The following is a 25,697-nucleotide window of genomic DNA, read 5'->3' as shown; positions in this document are numbered from 1 at the left end:
CGTGAAAAACCCGCCTGCGAACTCGGCATCGTCCCGGGCGCGCCGCGACCGTGAACAGTTCGCCATCCCTCGCCGGCATGTGACAGCGATTTACATTTGGTTGCCTTTTGGGCTGTCCGTCGTGCCGCGTTGGAGCACATCACGGATCTCGCGCAGCAGCACCACCTGTTCAGGCGGCGCGGCCGGGGGCGGGGGAGCTGCATGGAGTTTCTTCAGCCGGTTGATCTGCCTCACCATGAGGAAGATGACGAAGGCGAGGATGAGGAAGTTCAGTGCCACCGTGATGAAATTCCCGTAGGCGAACACAGCGCCGCCCTTCTTCGCCTCGGCCAGGGTGGCGGCCGTCTGGCCGGCCAGCGGAATGAAGTAGTTCGAGAAGTCCAGGCCACCGAAGATCCGGCTGACCACCGGCATGATGACGTCGCCGACCAACGAATCGACGATCTTGCTGAAGGCGCCGCCAATGATCACGCCGACGGCGAGATCGATCACGTTGCCCTTGATGGCGAACTCCCTGAACTCTTTCACGAATCCCATGTAGCGGCTCCTGTGGTGGGCTTGCGAATTGCGGGGCAGTCCCCGCCGCAACGACCTGAAGTATTGCTCAGGTATGTCGGGAAAGCCCCTGGCCGGGTGGCGCCTTCCGGCCGGTAGCGGACGGCCGGCGGCTGCCGTACTGGTTTCCTCGGGGGCCTGTCGGCTAGAATTGCAGGTTGCCCCTAACTGTAGAAGTGCTTCTGAGGATCCCCATGAGTGACCAGCAAGTGGACAAAGGCCGCCGGACCTGGGTGGCCATTGCCTGTGGCGCGGGTGCCGTCGGTGGCGTCGCCACTGCCGTTCCCTTCGTCAGCACCTTCCAGCCGTCCGAAAAAGCACGCGCCGCCGGTGCCGCCGTCGAGGTGGACATCAGCGGCCTGCAACCCGGCGAGATGACCACCGTCGAGTGGCGCGGCAAACCGGTGTGGATCATCAAACGCACCCCGCAGCAACTCGAGGGGCTGAAGCACACCGAAGCCCAGGTGGCCGACCCCACCTCGGCGCGCACCCAGTACCCCACGCCCGAGTACGCGAAGAACCAGTACCGCTCGATCAAGCCCGAGATCTTCGTCGGCGTCGGTATCTGCTCGCACCTCGGCTGCTCGCCGACCGCCAGGTTCGCGCCTGGTGCGCAGCCGTCGCTGCCTGATGACTGGCAGGGCGGCTTCCTCTGCCCCTGCCACGGCTCGACCTTCGACATGGCGGGGCGCGTCTTCAAGAACAAGCCCGCGCCGGACAACCTCGAAGTGCCGCCGCACATGTACCTCTCCGACAACAAGTTGTTGATCGGCGAGGACAAGAAGGCCTGAAGCCCACGCAGTACTTTGAGGTGACACCCCATGGCTAAATTCAAAGAAGCGCCGGCAAACGCGACGCCCGCCCAGCAGCTGCTCAACTGGATCGACAACCGCTTTCCGCTGAGCAAGCTCTACAACGAGCACGTGGGCGAGTACTACGCGCCCAAGAACTTCAACTTCTGGTACATCTTCGGCTCGCTCGCCCTCGTGGTGTTGGTGATCCAGATCGTCACCGGCATCTTCCTCGTGATGCACTACAAGCCGGACGCCAACCTGGCGTTCGCCTCGGTCGAGTACATCATGCGCGACGTGCCGTGGGGCTGGCTGATCCGCTACATGCACTCGACCGGCGCGTCAGCCTTCTTCGTGGTGGTCTACCTGCACATGTTCCGTGGCCTGCTGTACGGCTCGTACCGCAAGCCGCGTGAGCTGGTGTGGGTGTTCGGCTGCGCGATCTTCCTGTGCCTGATGGCCGAGGCCTTCTTCGGCTACCTGCTCCCGTGGGGCCAGATGTCCTACTGGGGTGCCCAGGTGATCGTGAACCTGTTCGCCGCCGTGCCTTTCGTGGGCCCGGACCTGGCGCTGCTGATCCGCGGCGACTACGTCGTCTCGGACGCGACGCTGAACCGCTTCTTCAGCTTCCACGTCATTGCGATCCCGCTGGTGCTGATCGGCCTGGTGGTGGCGCACATCATCGCGCTGCATGAAGTGGGCTCGAACAACCCGGACGGCGTCGAGATCAAGGACACCGTGGGCCCCAACGGCCGCCCGCTGGACGGCATCCCCTTCCATCCGTACTACACCGTGCACGACATCTTCGGTCTGTCGGTGTTCCTGATGGTCTTCACCGCGATCATCTTCTTCGCGCCGGAGCTGGGGGGCTACTTCCTGGAGTTCAACAACTTCATCCCGGCCGACCCGCTGAAGACGCCGGCGCACATCGCCCCGGTGTGGTACTTCACGCCGTTCTACTCGATGCTGCGCGCGACGACCGACCCGATGGTCACCGTGCTGTGCGTGGTGGTGGCGCTGGGTGCCATCCTCGGCGTGCTCAAGGGCGGCTTCAATGCCAAGGGCAAGGTCGCGACCCTGGTCGGCGCCCTGGTCGCGGTGGCGATGCTCAAGACCTTCGACGCCAAGTTCTGGGGTGTCGTGGTGATGGGCGGCGCGGTCGTGATCCTGTTCTTCCTGCCCTGGCTGGACCGCAGCCCGGTCAAGTCGATCCGCTACCGTCCCCAGTGGCACAGCTGGCTGTACGGCGTCTTCGTCGTGTACTTCCTGGTCCTCGGCTACCTGGGTATCCAGCCGCCGTCCGAGATCGGCACGCTGGTGGCCCAGGTCGGCACGCTGTTCTACTTCGGCTTCTTCCTGCTGATGCCGTGGTGGAGCCGCATCGGAACCTTCAAGCCGGTGCCCAATCGGGTCGTCTACGCCGCCCACTGAGCACGCCGGAGAAAAGCACGATGAAAAAACTGATCCTCTCCCTGCTGGCCTCGATGGCCTTTGCACTCGGCATGTCGTCGGGCGCCCAGGCGGCCGAAGGCGGCATCCCCTGGGACCGCTTTCCGATGGAGCGCCTGACGGACCGCACCGCGCTGCAAAACGGCGCCAAGCTGTTCGTCAACTACTGCCTGAACTGCCACTCGGCAGCCTTCATGCGCTACAACCGGCTGCGCGACCTGGGTCTCACCGAAGAGCAGATCAAGAACAACCTGACCTTCGCGACCGAGAAGATCGGCGAGACGATGAAGGTGGCGATGGACCCGAAGCAGGCCAAGGACTGGTTCGGCGCCACCCCGCCGGACCTGACCGTCATCGCCCGCTCGCGTGCCGGCCATGCCGGCACCGGTGCCGACTACCTCTACACCTACCTGCGCACCTACTACCGCGACGAGACCAAGGCGACCGGCTGGAACAACCTGGCCTTCCCGAACGTCGGCATGCCGCACGCGCTGTGGGAGCTGCAGGGCCAGCGCGCCGCCAAGTACGTCGAGGAAAAGGATCCGCACGACCCGAGCAAGACGCACCACAAGTTCGTCGGCTTCGAGCAGCTGACCCCGGGCACGATGACGCCGCAGCAGTACGACGCGGCCGTCGCCGACCTGGTCGCCTTCCTGCAATGGATGGGCGAGCCGGCGCAGAACGACCGCATCCGCCTCGGCGTGTGGGTCCTGATCTTCCTGGCGTTCTTCACCGTGATCGCCTGGCGCCTGAATGCCGCCTATTGGAAAGACGTGAAGTGATCCGGTGCAGCAGCATCGCCTGAACGGCCTTGCTGCACCGCTCGGAGTGGGTGACTGACCAGCGCCCACTCCGTTTGTGTTTTTGAGTCAACCTCGCCCCTCAAGGAGCACGCCATCATGATGGTGCTTTACTCCGGTACTACCTGCCCGTATTCCCACCGTTGCCGCTTCGTCCTGTTCGAAAAGGGCATGGACTTCGAAATCCGCGACGTGGACTTGTTCGCCAAGCCGGAAGACATCGCCTTGATGAACCCGTACAACGAGGTGCCCATCCTCGTGGAGCGGGACCTCATCCTGTACGAGTCCAACATCATCAACGAGTACATCGACGAGCGCTTCCCGCATCCTCAGCTGATGCCCGGCGATCCGGTGGCCCGTGCCCGCGTGCGCCTGTTCCTCCTCAACTTCGAGAAGGAGCTGTTCACCCACGTCAACGTGCTCGAGTCGCGCGGCATGAAGCCCAACGACAAGCAGCTCGAGAAGGCACGCTCGCAGATTCGCGACCGTCTGACCCAGCTGGCGCCGATCTTCCTGAAGAACAAGTACATGCTCGGTGAGGATTTCTCCATGCTGGACGTGGCGATCGCGCCGCTGCTGTGGCGCCTCGACTACTATGGCATCGAGCTGTCGAAGAATGCCGCGCCGCTGCTGAAGTATGCCGAGCGGATCTTCTCTCGGCCTGCCTACATCGAGGCGCTGACGCCGTCCGAGAAGGTGATGCGCAAGTAAGGCGTCCTCCACATGAGCAATCTGCAATCGACCGGCGGTTCCGCGGGCAGCTCCACGCGGCCCTACCTGATCCGTGCCTTGCACGACTGGTGCACCGACAACGGCTACACGCCCTACCTGGCCGTGTTCGTCGACCGGTCGGTGCAGGTGCCGATGGAGTATGTGAAGAACAGCGAGATCGTTCTCAACGTCAGCTTCGACGCCACCAGCGGCCTGCAGTTGGGCAACGATTTCATTGAATTCCGCGCCCGCTTCGGCGGCGTGCCGCGCGACATCATCGTGCCGGTTGATCATGTGATTGCCATCTACGCCCGCGAGAACGGGCAGGGCATGGCCTTCCCGATGCCCGGCGAGCATGCGGCTGCCTCGCTGGCCGAGCCGGCCGAGGCCGCCGACTCGGAGGCCGAGGCCCCACAGCCGCCCCGGCATGAGACGTCGCCCGGCCTGAAGCTGGCGCCTGTCGTTCCCGAGGAGCGCTCCGCTCCACCCACCGGTGAAGACGGCTCGACCGAGCCGCCGCCGCCCTCCGGCGGCCGGCCTTCGCTGAAACGGGTCAAGTAGAATCGCCTTGCCGGTGCCGCGAGGCACCGACATGCCGGCTTAGCTCAGTTGGTAGAGCAACCGCCTTGTAAGCGGTAGGTCATCCGTTCGAGTCGGATAGCCGGCACCAGCGTTTCGTGAAGGCTTACTCACGGGTTACGGCCGGTTTCGGCTCGGGGTCTCACCCCGATTGAACCTTGACCCTGATCGCGCTAACCTGCCAGCCACGCAACCGAAGCGCCTCCTCAAGGCGGGGTTGCAACTGCCGCAGCTTGGCTGCGGCCGCCCCGTTGGGGGCCAACAAGGACCATCCTTGCTCATCCACAGGCCCGGGTTTGACATGGGCCGCGAGGGCGGGAGGCAGGAGAGGGCGGACCACCGCGAAGCGCTCGTTCGACTCGCGCATCAGTTCCTGCAGGCGTTTCAGCCCCGCATGGCGGCTGAGGGCCTCATGGAAGGCAAGCGTGCGGTCGGCGCGTTGAGTCATGGCAGGAGTGTATCGATGCAGATCATGATCACACATGGACGACTGGCACAGACCCGCGTCTTGCAAGTCGGCCCGTGGCAGATGGGCTTGTTGGTGCTCGTCTTGTCCGCGCTGATGTTGACCTTTTCGGCTGCCGTTTACCACTTCATTTTCCTGAAGGCCGCCCGCGACGGCTGGCCGGTGGTCAGCTCCCTCGTGAAGCTGGTCGTCAAGGACGAGTTCGCCCAGCGCGATCGGTTCATGCGCGAGAACCTCGACGCGATGGCACAACGTGTCGGCGAAATGCAGGCCAAGCTGATCCATCTCGAGGCGGTCGGCGAGCGCGTGTCCGGCCTGGCCGGGCTGAAGCCCGAAGACCTGAAGCTTGAGGACAGCGCCACGCTGAAGCCGGCCGACAAGGCGGCCGGCGCGCAGGGCGGCCCGTTCGTGCCGAGCGACAAGCCTTCGCTGACCGAGCTGAACCGCGCCATCGACCTGCTTGACAACGTCTCCGCGCAACGCGCGGATGTCTTCACGCTGATCGAGTCGCGCCTCTTCGAGGAGCAGATGAAATCGCTGATGGTGCCCAATTCCAAACCGGTCGAAGGGCCCACCAGCTCGGGCTTCGGCTTCCGCTCCGACCCCTTCTCGGGCCGTTCGGCGCTGCACACCGGCCTCGATTTTCCCGGCGCGACGGGCTCGCCGATCAAGGCCGCCGCCGGCGGCGTGGTGGTGCGGGCGGAGTTGCACCCGCAGTACGGCAACATGATCGACCTGGATCACGGCAACGGCCTGGTGACGCGCTACGCGCATGCGTCCAAGCTGCTGGTGCAGCAAGGCGACCTGGTCAAGCGCGGGCAGGTCATCTCCCAGCTCGGCTCCACCGGGCGTTCGACCGGGCCCCACCTGCACTTCGAGGTCATCCTCAACGGCGTGCATCAGGACCCGGCGAAGTTCCTGGCCAGCGGCCCGCGGGCCAAGGCCGGCGAGCAGGTGGCGGCCAAGTCGCATCGTCACGACGAGGTGGCGCCCCCGTCCCATCGTCACGACGAGGTGACGGCCGCCGCGCCGGCACAGGACGCACCGGCCGCCCACTGAGAGCCCGGCCGCGTCGCAGCAGAACCACCGCAGCGGATCACGGGACCGGACACCGTCCGGGCGCGCGAGCCACTGGCGCCGACCGGATCGGCGCCCGGCAAGAGTGGCCGCTGCGGCCGGCCACCGGCCGGTATCGGGCGCCGGAGGGGCGGCTCTGAGCGCCTGTTCCCCGGTGCTAAACTCCAACGCTTTTGGAGCGGTCCCTCCCGCGGCATGCAGCAGCCGGCCTGGCATGGCCGGCTTGCAAAGCACGCGGCAGGCCTCACCTGCGCTGACACTCACAGGCGGCGGCCCCTGCGCGATGCCACGGTTGCGACGGCGCGCCCAGCGCGCCGCCGGCCTCGGCTCCCCGGGCCGCTCTTTTCATCCAAGAACCTATCCGCATGTTGCCCAAGCTTCTCACCCAGATTTTCGGCAGTCGCAACGATCGACTCCTCAAGCAATACCGGCGTGTGGTGGAGAAGGTGAACGCGCTGGAGCCGCAATTCGAGAAGCTGAGTGATGAGCAGCTGCGCGGCAAGACCGAGGAATTCCGCAACCGCTTCGACAAGGGCGAGACGCTGGACGACCTGCTGCCGGAAGCCTTCGCCGTGGTCCGCGAGGGCGGCAAGCGGGTGCTCAAGATGCGCCACTTCGACGTGCAGCTGATCGGCGGCATGGCGCTGCACAACGGCAAGATCGCCGAAATGCGCACCGGCGAAGGCAAGACGCTGATGGCGACGTTGCCGGTCTACCTCAACGCGCTGAGCCGCCGCGGTGTGCACGTGGTGACGGTGAACGACTACCTGGCCCGTCGTGACGCCGAGTGGATGGGGCGGCTCTACAACTTCCTCGGTCTGAGCGTCGGCGTCAACCTGCCGCAGATGCCGCGCGAGGACAAGCAGGCCGCCTACGCGGCCGACGTGACCTACGGCACCAACAACGAGTTCGGCTTCGATTACCTGCGCGACAACATGGTCTACGAGACCGCCGATCGCGTGCAGCGGGGCCTCAACTACGCCATCGTCGACGAGGTGGACTCCATCCTGATCGACGAGGCCCGCACGCCGCTGATCATCAGCGGCCAGGCGGACGACCAGACAGCGCTGTACCTCGAGATCAACAAGATCGTGCCGCTGCTGAAGAAGCAGATCGGTGAGGCCGACCCGCGCACCGGCGAAGGCGTGATCGAGCCCGGCGACTTCACCGTGGACGAGAAGACGCACCAGGTCTTCCTGACCGAGGCCGGCCACGAGAATGCCGAGCGCATCCTGGCCCAGGCCGGCCTGCTGGCCGAAGGCGCGAGCCTTTACGACCCGGCCAACATCACGCTGATGCACCACCTGTATGCAGCGCTGCGGGCCAACCACCTCTACCACCGCGACCAGAACTACGTGGTGCAGAACGGCGAGGTGATCATCGTCGACGAGTTCACCGGCCGCCTGATGTCCGGCCGACGCTGGTCGGACGGCCTGCACCAGGCGGTGGAGGCCAAGGAAGGCGTGAAGATCCAGGCCGAGAACCAGACGCTCGCCTCCATCACCTTCCAGAACTACTTCCGCATGTACGCCAAGCTGGGCGGCATGACGGGCACGGCCGACACCGAGGCCTACGAGTTCCAGGAGATCTACGGCCTGGAGACGGTCGTGATCCCGCCGAACCGGCCGATGCAGCGCAAGGACCAGCTGGACCTGGTCTACAAGACCAGCCGCGAGAAGTACGACGCGGTCATCGCCGACATCCGCGACTGCTATGAGCGCGGCCAGCCGGTGCTGGTGGGCACCACCTCGATCGAGAACTCCGAGCTGATCTCCGGCCTGCTGGAGAAGGCCCAGCTGCCGCACCAGGTGCTCAACGCCAAGCAGCACGCCCGCGAAGCGGAGATCGTCGCCCAGGCCGGCCGGCCGAAGATGATCACCATCGCCACCAACATGGCGGGCCGGGGCACCGACATCGTGCTGGGCGGCAATGTCGAGAAGCAGATCCAGCTCATCGAGGCCGACCCGGCCTTGAGCGAGGCCGAGAAGCAGGCCCGCGCGGCCCAGTTGAAGGACGAGTGGAAGGGCCTGCACGAGCAGGTGAAGGCCCTTGGTGGCCTGCGCATCATCGCCACCGAGCGCCATGAGTCGCGCCGCATCGACAACCAGCTGCGGGGCCGCTCCGGCCGCCAGGGCGATCCGGGTTCCTCGCGCTTCTACCTGTCGCTCGAAGATCCGCTGATGCGCATCTTCGCCGGCGACCGGGTGCGCGCCATCATGGAACGCCTGAAGATGCCCGATGGCGAGGCCATCGAGGCCGGCATCGTCACCCGGTCCATCGAAAGCGCGCAGCGCAAGGTGGAGGCGCGCAACTTCGATGTGCGCAAGCAGCTGCTGGAGTACGACGACGTCTCCAACGACCAGCGCAAGGTCATCTACCAGCAGCGCAACGACATCCTCGATGCGCAGGACCTCAATGCCCAGATCGCCAGCCTGCGCGAGGGCGCGCTGACCGACGTGGTGCGCACCTATGTGCCGGCCGAAAGCGTCGAGGAGCAATGGGACCTGGCGGGGCTGGAGAAGACGCTGCGCGAGGAGTGGCAGATCGAGCTGCCGCTGAAGGCCGACGTCGAGAAGAGCTCGGCCATCACCGACGAGGAGATTGTCGAGCGGGTGGTGAAGGCTGGCCACGAGCTGTACGAGCGCAAGGTGGGCTTGGTGGGCAAGGAGCAGTTCACCCAGTTCGAGCGCATGGTGCTGCTGCAGTCCATCGACTCCCACTGGCGCGAGCACCTGGCCGCGCTGGACTACCTGCGCCAGGGCATCCACCTGCGCGGCTACGCGCAGAAGAACCCGAAACAGGAATACAAGCGCGAGGCTTTCGAGCTGTTCGCCCAGTTGCTGGACGTGGTGAAGATGGAAGTCACCCGGGTGCTGTTGACGGTGCGCATCCAGTCCGAGCAGCAGATCGCGCAGGCCGCCGAAGCCATCGAGGACCGTGCCGAGAGCATCTCCAACGTGACCTACACGCATCCGAACGATGACGGCAGTGTCGCGAGCGAGACCGATCCCGCCACGGCCGCCACCGGCATGCAGCGGGTTGGCCGCAACGATCCCTGCCCCTGCGGCAGCGGCAAGAAATTCAAGCAGTGCCACGGCCGGCTGTCCTGATCGTCGCCGTCGCCTGCTGTGCAAGGGCTCCTTCGGGAGCCCTTTGTCATGATCGGTCGCGCACGACTCCTACAATGCGCTGTTGTCCTTTTTGAAGCCGAGCCTGTCCATGCCCGTCAACCTGTCCGCTCCCGATCCGCAGCAACTCCACCCCGTCGCCGGTGTCCGGCTGGGCATCACGATGGCCGGCGTGCGCAAGGCCAATCGCAAGGACCTGACGGTGATCGTGCTCGACGAGGGCAGCGAGGTCGCCGCCGTCTTCACGCAGAACCGCTTCTGTGCGGCCCCGGTCCAGCTGGCGCGCAAGCACCTCTCGCTGGGCGTCGGCACGCGGGCGATGGTCATCAACACCGGCAACGCCAACGCCGGCACCGGGGAAGATGGCCTGGTGCGGGCCTTCTCGACCTGCGTCGCGCTGGCTCGTCACCTGGAACTCGCGCCGGAGCAGGTGCTGCCGTTCTCGACCGGCGTGATCATGGAGCCGCTGCCGCACGACCGCATTGCGGCCGGCCTGCCCGGCGCGCTGGCCGACCTGCGGGAAGACAACTGGCACCAGGCCGCCGAAGCCATCATGACCACCGACACGGTGGCCAAGGCGGCTTCCCGGCGGGTGCGTATCGGCGGCCAGGAAGTCACCGTCACCGGCATCAGCAAAGGTGCCGGCATGATCCGCCCGAACATGGCCACGATGCTCGGCTTCATCGCCACCGATGCCAACATCGACGCGGCGGCGCTGCAGCAACTGGTGCGCGAGGCGGCCGATGCTTCCTTCAACCGCATCACCATCGACGGCGATACCTCCACCAACGATTCACTCGTGCTGGTGGCCAGCGGCAAGGCGGCCCATGCGCGAATCGCCGACCTCGGCTCGGCCGACGGCCAGGCGCTGCGCGAGGCGGTCACCGCGGTGGCGCTTCAGCTGGCGCAGGCCATCGTGCGCGACGGTGAAGGCGCCACCAAGTTCATCACCGTGCAGGTGGAGGGCGGGCGCAACGAGGACGAGTGCCGGCAGGTGGCCTACGCCATCGCCCACTCGCCGCTGGTGAAGACGGCCTTTTTCGCGAGCGACCCCAACCTGGGCCGGATCCTGGCCGCGGTCGGCTATGCCGGCATCGCCGACCTCGACCAGGCGGGCATCGACCTGTACCTGGACGATGTTCACGTTGCCCGCCAGGGTGGCCGCCATCCCGACTACCAGGAGGCCGACGGCCAGCGGGTGATGAAGCAAAGCGAGATCACGGTGCGGGTCGGCCTGGGCCGAGGCACCGCCAGCGCGACCGTCTGGACTTGCGATCTCTCGCACGACTACGTGAGCATCAACGCCGACTACCGCAGCTGAGCGGCGGCTGCATCGCTGGGCGCGAAGGCGCCACCATGCCGGTGATACCGGTGGCCACCGGCGCTTCGAAGGCGGTCAGCCGGCCACCGGCTTGCGTGCCGCGGCACGGCGTGCCGCCGGCGCTGCCGGGGCTGCGGCGTCCTCGCCAGCTTGCCGGGCATCACGCCGCTGACGGCTGGCCTTCGCCATCGTCTTGGCCGGCGTGCTCGCGGCGACCAGGGAGGCCACCGTGCGGTCCAGCCGCTCGACATGCGCGAGCAGCGTCTCGAGTTCCTGACGGCTGGGAGTGGCGAGCCGGGTCAGGGCCTTGGCCACGCGGGTCTCGAAGATCGACTCGAGCCGCTCCCACGCAGGGGCTGCCTGGCGCGTCAATTCACCAGCGACGCTGCTGAAGCGCTGCGCCATCTCGCCCAGTTGCTCGGCTACCAGGGCCTGGTTCCTGCGTTGCAGCGAGGCGCCTTCCTTCACCAGCGCGTCGAAGGCCTGGCTGCCCTCCGCCTGTGCCTTGGCGAAGGCGCCCAGGCCCGCAAGCCAGATCTGCTGGGCGGAGTCGCGCACCGTGACGGCCAGCGAGGCATCGGCCGTGGCGGGGTCCGCGAGCGTGGACTTGCCTGCGGCCTTGCGCGCTTTCTTGCTCATCGGTACTCCTCACTTCGATGCATCCGGCGATGCCGGCACTATAGGAGGGCCGCCTAGGCGGGGCAGCCTAAAGCGCCAGCCGGGTGTTCCCCCTGCACGCAGCCCGCTGTTTTCGCGAGGAAACAACGACCGCGCTGCACGGGCGCTGCACCGATGCAGGCAGAAGGCGGTCGCTTGCCCGACGCAGCCCGCATCTTGTCGCGAACGTGCGCCAAAAGGGTGGCAACTTCGCCGTGTGGCTTGTCTTGCCTCAGCTCGCGGCGCTTCCTAAGATGCACGCTTTTTGCGGGCCCCCCGGGCTCGGCACAGGAGGGTCCGATGACAGCACATGCTCCGGCAGAGGCGGACACACGCAACGTGCAGTGGCAGCAGCGCAGCATCGCCCACGTCTGGCATCCCTGCACGCAGATGCAGCGGCTGCGCGAGGTGCCGCCGCTGGCCATCGCCCGGGGCCGCGGGCCCTGGCTCGAAGACCATGCGGGACGGCGCTACTTCGATGCGATCAGCTCCTGGTGGGTCAATCTTTTCGGCCATGCCGATGCCCGCATCAATGCAGCCCTGAAGGCCCAGCTCGATGAGCTCGAGCATGTGATGCTCGCCGGTTGCACCCACATGCCGGCTGTGCAGCTGGCAGAGCGGCTCGCCGGGCGCACCGGCGGGGTGCTGGACCATGCCTTCTTTGCAAGCGATGGTGCGTCGGCCGTCGAGATCGCGCTCAAGATGAGCTTTCACAGCTGGCGCAACCAGGGCCGCGGGGCCAAGCAGGAGTTCGTCTGCCTGCGCGGCGGCTACCACGGCGAGACCATCGGCGCGCTCGCGGTGACCGATGTGCAGCTGTTCCGGGACGCCTACGATCCCTTGTTGATGCGGGCCCACCTCGTCATGTCGCCCGATGCACGGCAGGCGGCGCCGGGCGAGACGGGCGCCGATGTGGCACGCCGCGCGGCGGCGGAACTGGCCGCGCTGCTGGAGGCACGCCACGAGCACATCGCTGCCCTGATTCTGGAGCCGCTGGTGCAATGCGCGGCCGGCATGCTGACCTACGACCCGCTCTACCTGCGCGAGGCGCGCGCACTGTGCGACCGCTACCAGGTGCATCTGATCGCCGACGAGATCGCGGTGGGCTGCGGCCGCACGGGCAGCTTCTTCGCCTTCGAGCAGGCCGCCCTGCCTGGTGAGGTGCAGCCCCCCTGGCCCGACCTGTTGTGCCTGTCCAAGGGCATCACCGGCGGCTACCTGCCCCTGTCGCTGGTGCTCGTGCGCGACGAGATCTACCGCAGCTTCCTGGACGACCAGACGGCTCGCGCCTTCCTTCACTCCCACTCCTACACCGGCAACCCGCTGGCCTGCCGTGCGGCACTGGCGGTGCTGGACCGCTTCGACGAGGAGCCGGTGTTCGAGCGCAACCGGGCCGCCGCGGCTGCGTTGAGCGAGGCACTGAGACCCCTGGATGACGACCCGCGGGTGCAGGCGCAGCGCCAGCTCGGCATGATCTGGGCCTTCGACGTCCGGGAGTCGCTGGCAGGGCCGCGCTTTGCCGAGCGCTTTCACCTGGCCGGCCGTGAGCATGAACTGCTGGTGCGGCCGATTGGCCACACCGTCTACCTCATGCCGCCCTACGTGCTCGATGAGGTGCAGGCCGGCTGGCTGGCGGAGCGCACGCTGGCCACGCTCGAGGCGGTGCTGCCGCGAAAGGATGGCCGCCATGCTGCTTGACCACCTCAGGCGCCAGCTGGACGAGCGGCAGGCCCTGGCGCTGCGGCGCCGCCGTCGCACGGCCGAGTCGCCCTGCGGGCCACACCAGCAGGTCCGCGGGATCGACGGCCAGGTGCGCCCGCTGCTGGCCTTCTGCAGCAATGACTACCTCGGCCTGGCCGGCCATCCGGCGCTGGCGTCCGCGCTTGCCGAAGGTGCTGCCCGCCACGGCGCGGGCAGCGGCGCGTCGCACCTGGTCAGTGGCCATGGCGCGGCCCATGCAGCGCTCGAGGACGCGCTGGCCGCAGCGCTGGCGCCGCAGGTGCCCGAAGCGCAGGCGCTGTTCTTCTGCTCGGGCTACATGGCCAACCTGGCGGTGCTCACCGCCCTGGGCGACGCGCAGGCCACCATCTTCTCGGAAGCGCTGAACCATGCCTCGCTGATCGACGGCGCCCGGCTGGCACGGGCGCAGGTCCTCAAGTACCCGCATGGCGACCTGCAGGCGCTGGACGCGCTGCTGGCCGGCTGCGACAGCCCCATCAAGCTCATCGCCACCGACGCGGTGTTCAGCATGGACGGCGACATTGCGCCGCTGCCCGGGCTGCTGGCGCTGGCGGATCGGCACGATGCGTGGCTGGTGGTGGACGATGCACACGGCTTCGGCGTGCTGGGCGAGCGGGGGGCGGGCAGCCTGTCGCATTTCGGCTTGCGCAGCGAGCGCCTCATCTACATCGGGACGTTGGGCAAGGCCGCCGGCATTGCAGGTGCCTTTGTCGCCGCGCATGCCACCGTGATCGACTGGCTGGTGCAGAGCGCCCGCACCTACATCTACACCACCGCTGCGCCGCCCGCTGTGGCGCATGCCCTGTGCGCCAGCCTGGCGCTGATCCAGGGCGAGGACGGTGAACGCCGGCGTGCCCACCTGCGGAGCCTCATTGCCGGGCTGCGCGAGGGGCTCGGCCGCCTGCTGCACGGGCATCGCTGGCAGTTGGCGGCCTCCAGCACCGCGGTGCAGCCGCTCATCGTCGGCAGCAACGCCGACGCGCTGGCGCTGGCCGCCCGGCTGGAGGACGACGGCCTGTGGGTCCCGGCCATCCGGCCGCCCACCGTGCCGGTCGGCACCGCCCGCTTGCGCATCACGCTGAGCGCCGCTCATCGCCACGAGGACGTGCAACGCCTGCTCGACAGCCTGCAGCGCGCAGCCAGGGAGCTGGCATGAGGCCGGTGCCACGCGGGCTGTTCGTCACCGGCACCGACACCGAGGTGGGCAAGACCCTGGTCAGCTGCGGCCTGTTGCAGGCGCTGGCCGACCAGGGGCTGAGCACGGCCGGCTACAAGCCGGTGGCGGCTGGCACCGAAGCGCGCGGTGGGGTGGAGGTGAATGAAGACGTCGCTGCCCTGTGCGCCGCGAGCCGGCCGCCCCTGCCGAGCGAGGCCGTCTGCGCCTGCCTGCTGAAGGCAGCGTGTGCGCCGCACATCGCGGCGCGCCTGGAAGGGCGGGCGATCTCGCCGTCCGCCCTGATCGACGGTGCCCGCCGCCTGGCCGGGCAGGCCGACGTGGTGGTGGTGGAGGGGGTCGGCGGGTTCTGCGTGCCGCTGGCGGGCGACTGGGGCACCGATGACCTGGCGGCCGAACTGGCGCTGCCGGTGGTGCTGGTGGTGGGCCTGCGACTGGGCTGCCTCAACCATGCGCTGCTCACCGCGCAGGCGGTACGGGCCCGCGGCCTGACGCTGGCGGGCTGGGTGGCGAACCGCATCGATCCGCGGATGCCGTGGACCGAAGAGAACCTGGCCACGCTGCAGGCCCGGCTGGCGCGGCACTTCGACGCACCCCACCTCGGCACGGTGCCGTGGCTAGAGGCGCCGAGCGCACGGGCCGCGGCGGACTGCCTCGACGTGGCGCCCCTGTTGTCGAGGCTGGCGGCGGCCTAGTGGCGTGACTCAGGCGGGTGGCGGCTGCAGGCGGCGGCTCATGTCCTCCACCTGCCCGCTGTCCAGTCGGCGCTGCGCCAGTTGTCGCCAGCGGGCGCTCAGGGCCGGCAAGGCAGCCATGGCGGCCAGGCCGTCGCGGTCCTTGCGGTCAACGTACAGCAGCCGGTGCAGCCGCGCCAGTGGCCAGGCAGTGTGTGGCCGCTCCAGCAGGCGCAAGGCCGTGCCGGCCTCGGCCCAGCCCACCCGCAGCACCCGGTAGTACCAGCCGGTGCGGCCACTGGCCTGCACCTCGGCCGCCAGGCCCGGCAGCCCGAAGCGGGCATTGAGACGCCAGCAGGGCTGGCGGGCTTGCGAGACCTGCAGCAGGGCCTCACCCATCTCGAACACATCTCCAATGCACACGCTGGCCTCGGTCCAGCCTGCGGCAACCAGGTTCTCGCCGAAGGCGCCCGGCTGGAAGTGGCAGGCGGCCTCCGGATAGGCCGCTTGCCACGCCGGGTAGTGCTCCAGCGGGTAGTGGTGCACCGCCTTTTCAGTGCCACCGTGGTGCTGGCGGTCGCCCTGGTGGTCGCCCCGCAGGCCGTCGGCCGAGATCCAGCAAGGGCCGGCCACCGGCTGCTTGCCGATGCCACTCGGCACCCCGGCATGGCCGGGCAGGGGCGCCAGGCTGCCGATGCGCAGTTGCTGTATGCAGGAGGTGATGGTCATGGACGTAGGCAAGGAAGGATGCAAGGGAAACACTGGCCCGGCCTGTCGGGGCCGAAGAAACAGGGCCCGGCCCCGACAGGCCAAGTTAACAAGAGCCGGGCCCGGACAGGCAGGGCCCGGGGTGGCGGTCGTCAGCCGCCCAGGTCGGCCAGCGAGGCGCCGAAGTTGATGTGGAAGGGCAAGCCCCCCACCACCAGCGCCGGCACCGAGCTCACGCCGGCCTCTCTGGCCTGCGCCAGCCGTTGCGGCTGCTCCCCGAGGTGCACGATCTCGACCGCGTAGCGGGTGGGGTCGAGGGCGGTGGCCAGCTGCTGTTCGGCCTCGACACAGACCGGGCAACCTGCGTGATAGAAGGTGGCAGATTCTTTGTACATGAAGGACTCCAGACTCAAGTGAATTGAATGTGACAGGGGTTCATCGAGGCGCGGCGGGGCTGATGCGTCCGGGCAGGCTGAGGTCGCCGGAGGCCACCTTGAAGACCTGGCGCACGCAGAGCATCGGCGCATGCAGGTTGGCATTGACGCGCAGGGCCGCGGTCACTGCATCGAAGCGCGCACCTTGCCAGTCGCCAAGCCGGGCCATCGGCACCCGCACGGTGAGGCTGCCGCCGTCGAAGACCGGCGCATAGCCCGGGCTGTCGATCAGCAGCGGCACCCCGGGCCAGGTGGGTGGCAACGGAGGGGTCCTGCCTTCTGGGATATCCTTCACCTTCAGGGCGTCCTTGCCGCAGGCGTCGTCCCTGACCAGGACGACCCAATGGCTGTGCCACCGAGCACCATCGTTATCTACCTTGCCGTCACCGTTCTCGTCGAAAAGGGGGGTGTCGTCAAAGTCGGGGTGCGAAGTCACGGCGAAGGCCAGGATGCCCGCCTTCTCCTCGAAGCCCACCGCGGCCGGGTCCAGCGAGGTGGGCCACACATACGACACCACTTCTGAACCGCCGAAGCGCCCCGAGGGCGCCGGCAGCTCGCGGCCGGCCGGGCCGCGGGTGTGCATGTGGAACACCAGCTGCCGCCCTTCGGTGGTGACACGGGCGTGCAGCACGTCCCAGGACGGGTGGACGGCGGCCTGGCTCGCTGCCTGGAGCTCATGTGCGCCGGCGGACCAGGCCAGCGACAGCCACCCCAGGGCCACCCAGGCTCGCACGGCCGCATAGCGCGGCCTCTTTCGTTTCATGACGTCTTCCTTTCTCGGGAGGCGGGAAGCGAACTTCCCGCGAACTTCATCCAGACGACCCGCTGGACTTCGGGAACGGCGGGCGCATGCTCAGGGCAGGCGAGCCGCAGATGGCGATGGCCAAACGGTGCTTGCACCAGATGGCAGAAATGAGGCGTGTCGGAATCCGGTGTGCGGTTGGGCTCGAAGTGCCGGCAGGTGGGGCACAGCCCGGAATCGGGCAACTCGCCGCTGAGCTGCAGGGCGCGGATCATCTTCAGGGCCGAGAGGTAGAGCGTTTCCAGCTCCGCTGGCGAGAGGACCGCCATGGCGGTCTGCAAGGGGTCGCCCGCCTCGGCCAGCTGCGTGGCCAAGCGGCGGCCGCCGTCGGTGAGGCCGATCGCCAGTGCCCGCGCCGTGCCGGAGGCCGGCTGCTTGCTGAGCAGCGAGCGCGCTTGCAGCGAGGTGACGCTTTGCGAGGCGGTGGCGGCGGTGACGTTGAGCAGGCGCGCCAGCTCCGACAGCTTCATGCCGGCCGCCATGCCGGGCGTCACCGCCGCGTCATGCTCGCGCTGAAGCAGGGCGGACAGGATCGCCCCCTGGGTCGCGCTGACCGGTTGTTCATTGTGGGGGCCCCACGCACGCCAGGCTGCCGACTTGGCCGCTTGCGCGAGGTGACGGAGCGCGTGGGCGAGCTGCTCCGACACGGGGCGCGAGATCTCGTCAAAGCGCTGTGAAGAAGCGGTGGGGGCGGGTGAAGGCGACGGCATGGTGCAATGTTAGTAGTACTAACATTGCACGTCAATGTCTGCCTTCAGCCGGGCCTTGATGCGGCGCGGCAGGCCTGCGCGATGCGACGTGCACCGTGCGACGTGCGTCGCGATACCGAGCGACGCGCATGAGCAACCAGCATGAGCCACCAGCGCCGCAACGAGTCGCCCAGCGGGCGCGGCGCAGGCTGCAGTGCAACCGGCACCCGTCCTTGCCTGAGCTGTGCCGGAGGCGACACAGGCGGCGGGTGATTCAAGGGCCAGGCGCGAGGCGGTCCGTGTCGGCGTTCTTCATTCGCCGAAACCGCTGAGCACCACCTTGCCGTGCACGCGGCCGCTTTCCAGCAGGGCGTGTGCACGGCGCAGGTGGGTGGCATCGATGCGGCCCAGGGTCTCGGTCAGCGTGCTGCGGATGCGTCCGGCATCGGCCAAGGCCGCTACCTCAGCCAGCAGCTCGCCTTGTGCGGCCATGTCGGGCGTCTGGTGCAGCGAGCGGGTGAACATCATTTCCCAGTGCAGCGACAGGCTCTTGCCCTTGAGCGCCATCACGTCGATGTCGCCCGGGGCGAAGTCGTCGATGACGGCCAGTCGTCCCTGCGGCGCGAGGGCTTCCACCAGCTGGGGGTAGTGCTGCGGCGTGTGCGTGAGGCTGGCCACATAGGTCACCGGCGGCAGGGCCAGCGCCTTCAATTGCGGCCCGAGCGGCTGGCTGTGGTCCACCACCTGGTGGGCTCCGAGCTGCAGGCACCAGTCGCGGGTCTGCGGCCGTGACGCGGTGGCCACCACGGTAAGGCCGGTCAGCTGGCGCGCCAGCTGGATCAGGATGGAACCCACACCGCCCGCCCCGCCGGTGATGAGCAAGGTGGCCGGTGTTGCGGCTGCGCCGCTGCCGGTGCGCGGCACCTGCAGGCGGTCGAACAGCAGTTCCCAGGCCGTGATCGCAGTCAGGGGCAAGGCGGCGGCTTCTGCGTCGCTCAGCGTCGCAGGCGCCCGGGCAGCGATCCGCTCGTCCACCAACTGCAGTTCGGCATTGCTGCCGGGGCGGTCGATGGCACCGGCATACCACACACGGTCCCCCGGGCGGAAGCCGCTCACTGCGGCACCCACGGCTTCGACCGTGCCGACCGCATCCCAGCCCAGCACCTGGGGCTGGCCCTCGGCCGGGATGCGGTTGCGGCGCACCTTGGTGTCGACCGGGTTGACGGACACGGCCTGCACGCGCACCAGCAGGTCGCGCGGACCGGGTGCGGGAGCAGGCAGCTCCAGGTCGAGCAGGGCTTCCGCATGGTCGGCGGGCAGGCAGCGGGTATAGGCAACGGCTTTCATGGGCAGCCTCTGGGCAGTGAGTGAAGGTGAAGGCATTCTCGGCATTCAAGCGTCGCTTGATAAGGCGCCGATAAAATCAAAAGAATCAAATGAAGATTGAAAATACCCAGGAGCTTCGCCTCATCGTTGCCTGCGTCGGCGGCGGCAACCTGTCCAGCGCGGCGCGGCTGCTGCAGGTGACGCCGGCTGCCGCCAGCGCCATGCTGCAGCGACTGGAGGCCCGCATCGGCGCCCGCCTCTTCGAGCGCAGCACCCGCGCGATGCGGCCGACGCCGGCCGGCGAGGTGCTGGGTGACTACGCCCGGCGTGCCCTGGAACTGCTGGAGGAGGGCACCGCCCAGGTCGGTGAGGACGGCCGGCGGCTGAGCGGCACCATCCGCCTCACCGGCGCGAGCGACCTGACTCGCCATGTGCTGCTGCCCTGGCTGGACACCTTCCTCGAACGCCATCCCGGCGTGGAGCTGAACCTCAGCGTCAGCGACATGCTGCAGGATGTGGTGAAGGACCAGGTCGACCTGGCGCTGCGCTACGGCGAACTGGACGATTCCCGATTGGTGGCGCGCAAGCTGCTGGACTGCCGTCGCCTGGCCTGCGCGTCGCCCGCCTATGTCGCGAGGCGCGGCATGCCGATGGAGCCGGCGGCACTGGTCGGGCACGACTGCATCACCTTCCGCATGCGCAACCGCCGCAACACCCTGTGGCGCTTCGAGCACGCGTCGAGCGGCACGGCGTGTGAGGTGAGGGTGGAGGGGCGCCGGCAGTGCGACGACGGCGAAATCGCCCGTCGCTGGGCGGTCGAGGGCCACGGCATCGCCTACAAGAGCGAGCTCGACCTGCGGGCCGACCTGCTCAGTGGCGCCCTGGTGCGGCTGCTGCCCGACTGGCAGGGCGAGGCCATACCGCTGCACGCGGTGCTGCCGAGCAACCGCTTCATTCCTGCTCGGGTGAGAGCGCTGGTGGACCACCTGGCCGCCTGCTGCGAGGCGCTGGGGCCGCTGCCCTGAACGGGCCGCGCAGCCGGCGCACAGGGGGGCGCCGGGCAGGGGAGGGTTTACTTCTCGATGGCGGTGACGGTGTAGGTGCCGCCCACCTTCTCGGCGCGGAAGCGCACCTTGTCGCCCACCTGCACCTTGTCGAGCAGGCCGGCCGGCTCTGCCTTGAACACCATGGACATCGGCGGCATGTCGAGGTTCTTGATCTCGCCATGCTTGATGGTGATCTTGCCGTTGTCCTTGTCGATCTTGCGGACCTCGCCCTCGGTCATCTGGGCCAGTGCAGCGCCGGAGGCGAGCAGGGCCAGCAGGGCGGCGAAAAGCTTGTTCATCGTCTCTCCTTCACTTCCCTCAACGCTTCAGCGGTAGCTTTGGTAGACCGAGGACTGGCCGCTGCGTGTGACGAGAAGCACATCGTAGGGGTCTTTGCGGGTGCCCACTTCCATGCCGGGCGAGCCGACCGGCATGGCCGGCACCGCCAGCCCCAGCGCATCGGGCCGCTCCTTCAGGAGCCGGTGGATCTCGCGCGCCGGCACATGGCCTTCGAGCAGGTAGCCCTGCACCCGTGCGGTGTGGCAGGAGCCATAGCGATCCGGCATGCCGAGCTGGCGCCGCTGGTCCGCGGGGCCCTCGACATGGCGCACGGTGACGTCGAAGCCCTGCCGCTGCAGGTGCTCCACCCAGCCCTGGCAGCAGCCGCAGCTCTCGGACTTCCAGACCTCGATATGGGGGCGGGACGGTGTGGCGGCAAGGACGGGCAGGGCCGCACAGGCAGCGAAGGCGGCCAGCAGGCCGCGTCGGGCGATCAGGGTCATCAGGAACTCCAGGCTGAAGCAGATGCGCCGCCCTCGTGTCCACCCGCCGGCAATGCACTGCCGAAACAGCGCGCCGGCTGCGCGGCGGCGGAGGCGATGCGGGCCGGCGTCTGTACCGGCAAGCCGTCGTGCCGCCAGCACGGGCGTCGCGACAGGGGGCATGGCGCCACGCCACTATAGGGCTTGCCACAGTGGCAAGGTCAAGCGGCATCGGGCAGGAAGTTCCTGATGCCGGCGCGAGTCGGCGCAGCGACCCTAAAATCGCTCACCACGTTTTGTTCGTTTTCCTGTCCCTCCTTCCGGAGTCCCGATTCCATGAGCACTGAGCCCCCCGCTGCCGCCGTCGTCAACCAGGCCGACCTTGCCCACATCGCCCCGCGCGACAAGGCCGAAATCCTCGCGCAGGCCTTGCCCTACATTCGCAAGTTCCATGGCAAGACCATCGTCATCAAGTACGGCGGCAACGCCATGACGGATCCGGCCCTGCAGCAGGATTTCGCCGAGGATGTGGTGCTGCTCAAGCTGGTCGGCATGAACCCGGTGGTCGTGCACGGCGGCGGGCCTCAGATCGACGAAGCGCTGGCCAAGGTCGGCAAGAAGGGCACCTTCATCCAGGGCATGCGCGTCACCGACGAAGAAACCATGGAGGTCGTCGAGTGGGTGCTGGCCGGCCAGGTGCAGCAGGACCTGGTGGGCCTGATCAACGTCGCTGGCGGCAAGGCGGTGGGCCTGACCGGGCGCGACGGCGGCCTGATCCGGGCGCGCAAGCTCAAGATGGTCGACAAGGACGATCCGTCCAAAGAGCATGACGTCGGCCAGGTGGGGCAGATCGAGTCCATCGATCCTTCGGTGGTCAAGGCGCTGCAGGACGACCAGTTCATTCCCGTGATCTCGCCGCTGGGCTTTGGCGAGCACAACGAGAACTACAACATCAATGCCGACGTCGTCGCGGGCAAGCTGGCCGAGGTGTTGAAAGCCGAGAAACTGGTGCTGCTGACCAACACCCCTGGCGTGCTCGACAAGACCGGCAAGCTGCTGACCGACCTCTCAGCCCGCGAGATCGACGAGCTGTTCGCCGACGGCACCATCTCGGGCGGCATGCTGCCCAAGATCGCCTCGGCGCTGGACGCGGCCAAGAGCGGTGTGAACTCGGTGCACATCATCGACGGCCGGGTGCCGCATTCGATGCTGCTGGAGATCCTCACCGAGCAGGCCTACGGCACCATGATCCGTTCCCATTGAGGGGGCGGGAGCAGTCGCGGGGCATCCGGGCCGCCGCGGCTGGCCGGAAGTCTTTCGACGGCCGCCCTGGGCGGCCGTTGTCACGAGCGTCTCATGAAACCCACCCCCGTCTGGCTGTTCGACCTCGACAACACCTTGCATGACGCCTCGCGCGCCGCCTTCGGCATGATCGATCGTGCGATGACGGACTACATCGTGCGCGAGCTGGGCGTCAGCCGCGAACAGGCGGATTTCCTGCGACGCGACTACTGGCGCCGCTATGGCGCGACGCTGCTGGGCCTGGTGCGCCACCACCAGGTGAATGCGCCGCACTTCCTGAAGCACACCCACGCGCTGCCGGGCCTGGAAGACGAATTGCACACCCATGCCCATGACCGGGCCGCCCTGCGGCAACTGCCCGGCCGCAAGTATGTGTTGACGAATGCACCGGCCGCCTATGCACACCGCGTGCTGGATGCGCTGGGCCTCGCTGACTGCTTCGACGACGTGTTGTGCATCGAGGACATGTGCATGTTCGGGCAGTACCGGCCCAAGCCCGATGCTCGCATGCTGCGGCACGTCCTGGCCCGTCTCAAGGTGCCGGCACACCGCTGCATCCTGGTCGAAGACACCCTCGCTCACCAGAAATCTGCACGCGGTTTGGGGATGAAAACCGTCTGGATGCAGCGATACATGCGACGCAATTCACACGGACCCGAAGTAGGTGTTTACGTGCGACGTCGACCATGCTATGTGCATGCGAGAATCCGCTCGCTACAGAAGTTACGCGAGCTGTGATGTCAGATACTACTTCTCCAATTGATATGGCGGCTTCCACTGAGGGCCTGCCTCCCGAGGATGCGACGTCCGAGGCGCCGGCGCGCAAGCGCCCCAAGCCCGGTGAACGGCGCATCCAGATCCTGCAAACGCTCGCGGCCATGCTCGAGCAGCCGGGCTCCGAGCGGGTGACGACCGCGGCGCTTGCTGCGCGGCTGGAAGTCAGCGAGGCGGCCTTGTACCGGCACTTTGCCAGCAAGGCGCAGATGTTCGAAGGCCTGATCGAGTTCATCGAGCAGAGCGTCTTCACGCTGGTCAACCAGATCGTCGAGCGCGAGGCGCAGGGCACCGGCCAGGCGCAGAAGATCGCAGCCGTCGTGCTGCAGTTCGGCGAGCGCAACCCCGGCATGACGCGGGTGATGGTCGGCGACGCACTGGTCTTCGAGCATGAGCGCCTGCTGGCCCGCATGAACCAGTTCTTCGACCGCATCGAATCGCAGCTGCGCCAGAGCCTGCGCAGCGCGGCCGATGCCGGCGGCTCTGCCACGCCCACCGTGGACGCGGCGGCCCAGGCTTCGGCGCTGACGGCCTTCATCGTCGGACGCCTGCATCGCTACGCCCGCTCCGGCTTCAAGCGCTCGCCCAGCGAGCACCTGGAAGCCAGCCTGAGGGTGTTCGTCGGCGCGTGATGCCGGAGGCGGCCGGGCTCGACTTCGGCGGTGAGCGGCTTCTGCTGCTGCCCGAGAAGGCGGTCTTCCTGCCCGAGCACGCCACCCTGCTGGTGGCGGACGTGCATATCGGCAAGGCCCAGGCTTTCCGCAGGCTGGGTGTGCCGGTGCCGCACGGCACCACCGGCGAGACGCTGCAGCGCCTGTCGGCCCTGCTCGAGCGCACCGCTGCCCGGCGCCTGGTCTTCCTGGGCGACTTCCTGCATTCGGCGGCTGCCCATGCGCCGGCCACGTTGGCGGCGCTTCATCAGTGGCGCGAACGGCACCTGCGCCAGCAACTGGTGCTGGTGCGCGGCAACCATGACGACCGGGCTGGCGACCCGCCGGCCTCGCTCGGCATCGAGTGTGTCGACGAGCCCTGGCGGCTCGCAGGCCTGGCGCTGTGCCACCATCCACGCAGCGTGCCGGGGGCTGTTGCACTGGCGGGGCATCTGCATCCCTGTGTCCGCCTTGGTGGCCGCGCGCTGGACCGGCTGCGGCTGCCGTGCTTCTGGTTCTCGGCCGAGCTGGGCGTGCTGCCGGCATTCGGCAGTTTCACCGGCATGCATGCGGTGCACCCCTTGCCGCACGATCGGGTGTTCGTGGCGGCCGACGGCCGGGTGGCCGAGCTGCCGCCTCGCTGAGCCGGCGCTGGCAGCCCGCTACACTGCGCTCGCTGTTTCACCTCAACTGCCTGCCGCCCCACCATGTCTGCTGCCCTGGACGCTCTGTTCACTCGTGCCGAAGCCCTGCTGGCCCGCCTGGAGGCGGCCTTGCCGCATGCGCCCACCGCTCCGGACTGGACTGCCTCTATCGCCTTTCGCTATCGCAAGCGCGGCAGCAGCGCGCTGATCGAGCCAGTGCGCCATGTGGCGGGCATCCGCTTGTCGGAACTGCAGGAGGTCGATGGGCAGAAGGAGCGGCTGCTGCGCAACACGGCGCAATTCGTCGCCGGACGCAGTGCCAACAACGCGCTGCTCACCGGCGCACGAGGCACCGGCAAATCGTCGTTGATCAAGGCTTGCCTCAACGAGTTCGCCCCCCAGGGCCTGCGCCTGATCGAAGTCGACAAGACCGACCTGGTGGACCTGCCCGACATCGTCGACCTGGTGGCCGAGCGGCCGGAGCGCTTCATCGTCTTCTGCGACGACCTCAGCTTCGATGAGGGCGAGCCGGGCTACAAGGCGCTGAAGTCCATCCTGGACGGCTCGGTGTCGGCGGCGTCGGCCAACGTGCTGGTCTACGCCACGTCGAACCGGCGCCACCTGCTGCCGGAGTACATGAAGGAGAACCTCAGCTACCAGCACACCGAGGACGGCGAAGTGCATCCCGGCGAGGTGGTGGAGGAAAAGATCTCGCTGTCCGAGCGCTTCGGCCTGTGGATCAGCTTCTATCCCTTCAGCCAGCAGGAATACCTGGCCATCGTGGCGCAATGGCTGCGCAGCTTCGGTGTCGCCGAGGAAGCGATTGCCGCCGCCCGCCAGGAAGCGTTGGTGTGGGCGCTGGAGCGCGGCTCGCGATCGGGCCGGGTGGCTTACCAGTTCGCCCGTGATCTGGCTGGCCGCGCCGACAGCGGCGACCAGGCCGCGGTCGACGGCGAGGCGGCCCGATGAGCGCCGTCGAGCATGCGCCGGGCCGCCAGCCGGTCGAAGTGGCCGTTGGCGTGCTGATCGATCGCGAGGGCCGTTTCCTGCTGACCTCCCGGCCCGACGGCAAGGTCTACGCCGGGTATTGGGAATTTCCGGGCGGCAAGCTGGAGGCCGGCGAGACCGTCGAGCAGGCCCTGCGGCGCGAGCTGCATGAGGAACTGGGCATCACCATCGGTGCGGCCCATCCCTGGAAGATCGAGATGTTCGACTATCCGCACGCCCTGGTGCGCCTGCATTTCTGCAAGGTCTACGACTGGAGCGGCGAATTCGAGATGCGCGAGCGGCAGTCCATGGCCTGGCAGGCGCTGCCGGTGTCGGTGCAGCCCGTGCTGCCGGGCACGGTGCCGGTCCTGCGCTGGTTCGCCGAGGAGCGCGGCTTCGACGGCCCTACCCATGCCGCTTGAACCGGAGCTCGCCGCAGGGCCCGCAGGCCC

At 67.9% G+C, this 25,697-nt stretch carries 27 protein-coding genes and 1 tRNA gene; 19 read left to right on the top strand and 9 right to left on the bottom strand.

Features of this window, described 5'->3' with window-relative positions; translation table 11 throughout:
• Window positions 1–90 precede the first annotated feature (90 nt).
• The gene (mscL, locus tag N7L95_RS10430) at window positions 91–537 is read right to left on the bottom strand and encodes a large conductance mechanosensitive channel protein MscL (RefSeq protein ID WP_301259756.1); all 447 of its coding nucleotides are present in this window, start codon (window positions 535–537) and stop codon (window positions 91–93) included.
• Window positions 538–749: 212 nt separating this feature from the next.
• On the opposite strand from mscL, the gene petA reads away from it, so the two are divergent.
• The 9 genes from petA to argJ all read left to right on the top strand — a co-directional run bounded on the left by petA (window position 750) and on the right by argJ (window position 10,877).
• Window positions 750–1,346, top strand: a complete 597-nt coding sequence (petA, locus tag N7L95_RS10425) for a ubiquinol-cytochrome c reductase iron-sulfur subunit (RefSeq protein ID WP_301259755.1) — start codon at window positions 750–752, stop codon at window positions 1,344–1,346.
• A gap of 30 nt (window positions 1,347–1,376) precedes the next feature.
• Window positions 1,377–2,777 (top strand): cytochrome b, encoded by a 1,401-nt coding sequence (locus N7L95_RS10420; protein WP_301259754.1) that lies wholly within the window; start codon window positions 1,377–1,379, stop codon window positions 2,775–2,777.
• 20 nt (window positions 2,778–2,797) lie between these two features.
• Window positions 2,798–3,577, top strand: coding sequence for a cytochrome c1 (locus N7L95_RS10415; RefSeq protein WP_301259753.1), 780 nt, complete (start codon window positions 2,798–2,800; stop codon window positions 3,575–3,577).
• A 117-nt stretch (window positions 3,578–3,694) separates the two neighbouring features.
• Entirely contained in the window at window positions 3,695–4,306 is a 612-nt protein-coding gene (locus tag N7L95_RS10410; RefSeq protein ID WP_301259752.1) for a glutathione S-transferase N-terminal domain-containing protein, read from the top strand.
• A 12-nt stretch (window positions 4,307–4,318) separates the two neighbouring features.
• Window positions 4,319–4,867 (top strand): ClpXP protease specificity-enhancing factor, encoded by a 549-nt coding sequence (locus N7L95_RS10405; protein ID WP_301259751.1) that lies wholly within the window; start codon window positions 4,319–4,321, stop codon window positions 4,865–4,867.
• Between the two features lie 33 nt (window positions 4,868–4,900).
• A tRNA-Thr gene (locus N7L95_RS10400) sits at window positions 4,901–4,976 on the top strand.
• 210 nt (window positions 4,977–5,186) lie between these two features.
• Window positions 5,187–6,410, top strand: coding sequence for a M23 family metallopeptidase (locus N7L95_RS10395; protein WP_363324867.1), 1,224 nt, complete (start codon window positions 5,187–5,189; stop codon window positions 6,408–6,410).
• A gap of 383 nt (window positions 6,411–6,793) precedes the next feature.
• Complete coding sequence (gene secA, locus N7L95_RS10390) at window positions 6,794–9,538, top strand: preprotein translocase subunit SecA (RefSeq protein WP_301259749.1); 2,745 nt, start codon at window positions 6,794–6,796, stop codon at window positions 9,536–9,538.
• A gap of 109 nt (window positions 9,539–9,647) precedes the next feature.
• A complete protein-coding gene (argJ, locus tag N7L95_RS10385) occupies window positions 9,648–10,877 on the top strand; it encodes a bifunctional glutamate N-acetyltransferase/amino-acid acetyltransferase ArgJ (protein ID WP_301259748.1) in 1,230 nt (409 codons plus the stop codon).
• A 75-nt stretch (window positions 10,878–10,952) separates the two neighbouring features.
• On the opposite strand, the gene N7L95_RS10380 is transcribed toward argJ, so the two are convergent.
• Window positions 10,953–11,516, bottom strand: coding sequence for a phasin family protein (locus N7L95_RS10380; RefSeq protein WP_301259747.1), 564 nt, complete (start codon window positions 11,514–11,516; stop codon window positions 10,953–10,955).
• Between the two features lie 318 nt (window positions 11,517–11,834).
• Here N7L95_RS10380 and bioA point away from each other — a divergent pair, with 318 nt between their 5' ends.
• The 3 genes from bioA to bioD are packed head-to-tail and all read left to right on the top strand — an operon-like array spanning window position 11,835 to window position 15,143.
• Window positions 11,835–13,232 (top strand): adenosylmethionine--8-amino-7-oxononanoate transaminase, encoded by a 1,398-nt coding sequence (gene bioA / locus N7L95_RS10375; protein ID WP_301259746.1) that lies wholly within the window; start codon window positions 11,835–11,837, stop codon window positions 13,230–13,232.
• Window positions 13,222–14,430: an 8-amino-7-oxononanoate synthase gene (gene bioF / locus N7L95_RS10370; protein ID WP_301259745.1), complete on the top strand. Its 1,209-nt coding sequence runs from the start codon at window positions 13,222–13,224 to the stop codon at window positions 14,428–14,430. The genes bioA and bioF overlap by 11 nt, the downstream gene beginning before the upstream one ends.
• The gene (gene bioD, locus N7L95_RS10365) at window positions 14,427–15,143 is read left to right on the top strand and encodes a dethiobiotin synthase (RefSeq protein ID WP_301259744.1); all 717 of its coding nucleotides are present in this window, start codon (window positions 14,427–14,429) and stop codon (window positions 15,141–15,143) included. The genes bioF and bioD overlap by 4 nt, the downstream gene beginning before the upstream one ends.
• Window positions 15,144–15,152: 9 nt before the next feature.
• On the opposite strand, the gene N7L95_RS10360 is transcribed toward bioD, so the two are convergent.
• The 5 genes from N7L95_RS10360 to N7L95_RS10340 form a co-directional block, all read right to left on the bottom strand.
• Complete coding sequence (locus N7L95_RS10360; protein WP_435870074.1) at window positions 15,153–15,875, bottom strand: MOSC domain-containing protein; 723 nt, start codon at window positions 15,873–15,875, stop codon at window positions 15,153–15,155.
• Between the two features lie 107 nt (window positions 15,876–15,982).
• The gene (locus tag N7L95_RS10355; RefSeq protein WP_301259742.1) at window positions 15,983–16,225 is read right to left on the bottom strand and encodes a hypothetical protein; all 243 of its coding nucleotides are present in this window, start codon (window positions 16,223–16,225) and stop codon (window positions 15,983–15,985) included.
• A 40-nt stretch (window positions 16,226–16,265) separates the two neighbouring features.
• The gene (locus tag N7L95_RS10350) at window positions 16,266–17,027 is read right to left on the bottom strand and encodes a hypothetical protein (RefSeq protein WP_301259741.1); all 762 of its coding nucleotides are present in this window, start codon (window positions 17,025–17,027) and stop codon (window positions 16,266–16,268) included.
• Entirely contained in the window at window positions 17,024–17,776 is a 753-nt protein-coding gene (locus tag N7L95_RS10345) for a MarR family winged helix-turn-helix transcriptional regulator (protein ID WP_301259740.1), read from the bottom strand. Before N7L95_RS10345 ends, N7L95_RS10350 begins: the two co-directional genes overlap by 4 nt.
• Window positions 17,777–18,067: 291 nt before the next feature.
• A complete protein-coding gene (locus tag N7L95_RS10340; protein ID WP_301259739.1) occupies window positions 18,068–19,102 on the bottom strand; it encodes a zinc-binding alcohol dehydrogenase family protein in 1,035 nt (344 codons plus the stop codon).
• An 89-nt stretch (window positions 19,103–19,191) separates the two neighbouring features.
• Here N7L95_RS10340 and N7L95_RS10335 point away from each other — a divergent pair, with 89 nt between their 5' ends.
• Window positions 19,192–20,106: a LysR family transcriptional regulator gene (locus N7L95_RS10335; RefSeq protein ID WP_301259738.1), complete on the top strand. Its 915-nt coding sequence runs from the start codon at window positions 19,192–19,194 to the stop codon at window positions 20,104–20,106.
• Between the two features lie 47 nt (window positions 20,107–20,153).
• Here the strand turns inward: N7L95_RS10335 and N7L95_RS10330 are convergent, their stop codons facing one another.
• Window positions 20,154–20,426: a copper-binding protein gene (locus N7L95_RS10330; RefSeq protein WP_301259737.1), complete on the bottom strand. Its 273-nt coding sequence runs from the start codon at window positions 20,424–20,426 to the stop codon at window positions 20,154–20,156.
• Between the two features lie 27 nt (window positions 20,427–20,453).
• The gene (locus N7L95_RS10325) at window positions 20,454–20,909 is read right to left on the bottom strand and encodes a DUF411 domain-containing protein (protein ID WP_301259736.1); all 456 of its coding nucleotides are present in this window, start codon (window positions 20,907–20,909) and stop codon (window positions 20,454–20,456) included.
• A gap of 315 nt (window positions 20,910–21,224) precedes the next feature.
• On the opposite strand from N7L95_RS10325, the gene argB reads away from it, so the two are divergent.
• The 6 genes from argB to N7L95_RS10295 all read left to right on the top strand — a co-directional run bounded on the left by argB (window position 21,225) and on the right by N7L95_RS10295 (window position 25,667).
• On the top strand, window positions 21,225–22,151 hold the full coding sequence (gene argB / locus N7L95_RS10320; protein ID WP_301259735.1) for an acetylglutamate kinase: 927 nt from the start codon (window positions 21,225–21,227) through the stop codon (window positions 22,149–22,151).
• Window positions 22,152–22,244: 93 nt separating this feature from the next.
• Entirely contained in the window at window positions 22,245–22,928 is a 684-nt protein-coding gene (locus tag N7L95_RS10315; protein WP_301259734.1) for a pyrimidine 5'-nucleotidase, read from the top strand.
• A 26-nt stretch (window positions 22,929–22,954) separates the two neighbouring features.
• Window positions 22,955–23,596 carry a nucleoid occlusion factor SlmA gene (slmA, locus tag N7L95_RS10310; protein ID WP_301259733.1) on the top strand — a complete coding sequence of 214 codons (642 nt, stop codon included), beginning with the start codon at window positions 22,955–22,957 and terminating at the stop codon, window positions 23,594–23,596.
• On the top strand, window positions 23,596–24,258 hold the full coding sequence (pdeM, locus tag N7L95_RS10305) for a ligase-associated DNA damage response endonuclease PdeM (RefSeq protein WP_301259732.1): 663 nt from the start codon (window positions 23,596–23,598) through the stop codon (window positions 24,256–24,258). Before slmA ends, pdeM begins: the two co-directional genes overlap by 1 nt.
• Window positions 24,259–24,321: 63 nt before the next feature.
• The gene (locus N7L95_RS10300; RefSeq protein ID WP_301259731.1) at window positions 24,322–25,227 is read left to right on the top strand and encodes an ATP-binding protein; all 906 of its coding nucleotides are present in this window, start codon (window positions 24,322–24,324) and stop codon (window positions 25,225–25,227) included.
• A complete protein-coding gene (locus N7L95_RS10295; RefSeq protein WP_301259730.1) occupies window positions 25,224–25,667 on the top strand; it encodes an NUDIX domain-containing protein in 444 nt (147 codons plus the stop codon). Before N7L95_RS10300 ends, N7L95_RS10295 begins: the two co-directional genes overlap by 4 nt.
• Window positions 25,668–25,697 lie beyond the last annotated feature (30 nt).

Origin of the sequence: Eleftheria terrae, assembly GCF_030419005.1 — a bacterium.
Classification (GTDB): Bacteria; Pseudomonadota; Gammaproteobacteria; order Burkholderiales; family Burkholderiaceae_C; genus Caldimonas; species Caldimonas terrae.
The sequence above is the reverse complement of the archived record's forward strand: the minus strand, read 5'-3'. Positions and strand labels throughout refer to the sequence as shown.